The organism is Rhizobium sp. 01T417, from assembly GCF_056398905.1.
The window spans coordinates 1-2,668 of sequence record NZ_JBFTQH010000091.1; the positions used below are offsets into that span (position 1 = coordinate 1).

Annotated in this window: 2 protein-coding genes and 1 pseudogene; 2 read left to right on the forward strand and 1 reads right to left on the reverse strand. The window is 56.9% G+C overall.

The window, feature by feature from the left end; genetic code table 11:
* Positions 1-135: pseudogene (locus AC1DPR_RS31495) on the forward strand (IS110 family transposase); the annotation flags it as partial.
* A 32-nt stretch (positions 136-167) separates the two neighbouring features.
* Here AC1DPR_RS31495 and AC1DPR_RS31500 read toward each other — a convergent pair.
* The gene (locus AC1DPR_RS31500; RefSeq protein WP_113471789.1) at positions 168-2,093 is read right to left on the reverse strand and encodes a tetratricopeptide repeat protein; all 1,926 of its coding nucleotides are present in this window, start codon (positions 2,091-2,093) and stop codon (positions 168-170) included.
* Positions 2,094-2,443: 350 nt separating this feature from the next.
* Between AC1DPR_RS31500 and AC1DPR_RS31505 the strand changes: the two genes are divergently transcribed.
* Positions 2,444-2,668: flagellin N-terminal helical domain-containing protein (locus AC1DPR_RS31505; protein ID WP_477817967.1), on the forward strand; the 225-nt coding region annotated here is incomplete at its 3' end.

The following is a 2,668-nucleotide window of genomic DNA, read 5'->3' on the forward strand; positions in this document are numbered from 1 at the left end:
ATGAAGGCCGTCTTCGAACGACTGAAAGCGAAAGGAAAGCCCGGAAAGGTCGCTCTCGTCGCGGTCATGCGAAGGATGATCATAATCCTCAATGCCAAAATGAGAGACTATCGAGCAACGGTGATTGACGCCTAACACCGTTGCTTTTTGTTGTGTGGGGCTTCCATCTAGTCGAAGCTGAAGAATGGCTCCGTGCGCGGCGGCAGGGCCGGAACGTCGATGTGGTCAGGGTCCAGTCCCATCTTGGCGCGCTCCACCATGACCTCGTAGGACTTCTCGAGGTGGAGCGTGAAGCGTTCCGCATCGAACAGCGGCATGATGCAGGCGTTCTGGCGAATGCGCTGCTTGTAGTCGGCAATGCGCTCCGGGCTGCTCGCGAGCTCGACGGCCATGTCCTCGTAGGCCTTGATGTCGGCGGCGACGAGTTCCGGCAAGCCGATTGCGTTGAGCAGACTCTCGGTGACGCGGGAAGCGAAATTGGTGCCCTTGACCGTCAGGACTGGCAGGCCACCCCAGAGCTGTTCGGAAGTGGTTGTGTGGCCGTTGACCGGGAAGGTGTCGATACCGAGGTCCGCCATCTGCTGGCGATCGATGTGCTCTTCGTAGGATACGCGGGGGCAGAAGATCACTCGCTTCGAATCGATCCCCCTCCTGTTCATATAGTTCCGCAAGTTGGCCTCGGTACGCGGTGACGAAAGCATAAGCCAAAGTACGCTGTTCGGCGTGCGCTTGAGAATGTTGCACCAGACGTCGAGTATGTCCGCGTTGATCTTGCGGTTTGCGTTGAACGAGGCAAAGACGAATGCATCCTCCGGCAAACCGACCTCAGCGCGTGTTGTTGGCCTCGGCTTCGGACGGTTGGCGGGATCATTGGGCTGATAGCTGTCCGGCATGCGCACCAACTTCTCGTAATAGTGCGCTTCACTGCCCTCGGGCAGCACGAAGCGATCGCCGATCGAGTAGTCAAGATCGATGTCCGTTACCGTGCCCGGGAAGCCAAGCCATGTCGCCTGTATTGGCGCCCCGCCATAGTTTAGTATTCTGGACCGTCCGCCGAGTGTGTGCCCCTTGAGATCAATCAGGATGTCGATCTGCCGCTCACGAATGGCTTGTGCGGCTTCTTCATCGGTCATGTCCCGGACGATGCATACTTCGCCCCACTGTGAGCGATCGACAGTGCTGGCCTCATGTTCCAGGTGTTTCTCCGTGGTATGGCAGAAGAGCGTCACCTCGAACTTGTCTCGGTCATGCAGCTCGAGGACGCGGCGCAGCAACTTCATAGTCGCATGCCCAACCCAAAAGTCCGAGGAGAGATAACCGATCCGAATTTTGTCTCCCCATGAATGGGGAACGGCTTTGCGCCGCGCGGCTGCCTCCTTCAGGGGAAGCGAAGGAGTGTGGGAGGCGCGCGCATTGAGCGCCTCGTTGCCACACCAATGGAGGTTGTAGAAAGGGTTGTCGCGTTCCAGGAAGCCCAGGTCGCCCTTTTCGAGCATTCGCTGTACGGATTGAAACTCCCTTGCGACCAAATCGAAATCGCACACCTCGCGCGCGAAAACGAGCAGGAGCAGCCGGAGCGATATGATCTCCGGAAACTTCTTGAAGAGATTGCGGATAAGCGTCTCGTTGGTCGCATCCAGAATGTCGTCGCCGACCATTCGCACGGCGAGGCGCGCATGGTCCGGATTGCTGCTCTTGGAAATGACGTCGCGGTAGGGACTGACGAGATCTTTTCGGCCCTGCTTCAGATGAATGTTAACAAGCACGCTGGCAAGGTCGACGTCGGACCTAGCGAGAGACATGAGACGAAGTGCGTAAAGCAGGGCCTGCTCCTCGTCGCCGCAAACAAAATACAGAAGCGCGGCTTCGCGCGTGTAAAGCGACTCCTTGTTGCTGTCGAGTTCGCCCGCCAATGCATAGGCACTTGCCGCCTCCGATTTGAAGCCGAGTTTCAGCAGGTTCTTGGCAAGCAGGACGTACGTTTTTACATCCTTCTGCGTGTTGATGATTTGGTTCAGCGCTTCAAGCGACTTGAGATACTGTCCCTTTTGGTAGTCTTTCGAAGCCGCTGCAAACGAAATATTGGTATTCAAGAGCCCACCCCATTCGGAATTTTGTCGAAGAGCGCCAAGGCCACGCGCGCGCAGGCCATATTGCGCCTAGTTTTGCTCTATCTAGACACACCAAGCTTGCTTGAAGCCGACGTGTTCCGCTGGGTCGGGCGCCTATGGGTGTTTGGACACCGTTAACCACATCGTGGACCTGACGCCGTTTCATCAGCCGTTTTAATGAGTTGGCAATGAATGGCTGCAAAATTGTTCCCGACATGACGGGTTTGGTTGCTCAAGAGAAACGGCACCGAGTGGCATGAAGCTGGTCCGTCATCGCCGGTATAGAAGTCCGGTATGTCCTCCTTTTGTATTTTGTTTTTGGGGACAGACTTATGACAAGCATTAACACCAACAACTCCGCCATGGCGGCACTCCAGACGCTGCGCAACGTCAACAAGGGCTTGAATAACACGCAGAACGCCGTTTCGTCTGGCCTGCGCGTCGGCAAGGCTGCCGACAACGCTGCCTACTGGTCGATCGCCACGACGATGAAGTCGGACAACAAGGCCCTTTCGGCTGTTTCCGACGCCCTCGGCATGGGCGCCGCCAAGCTCGAC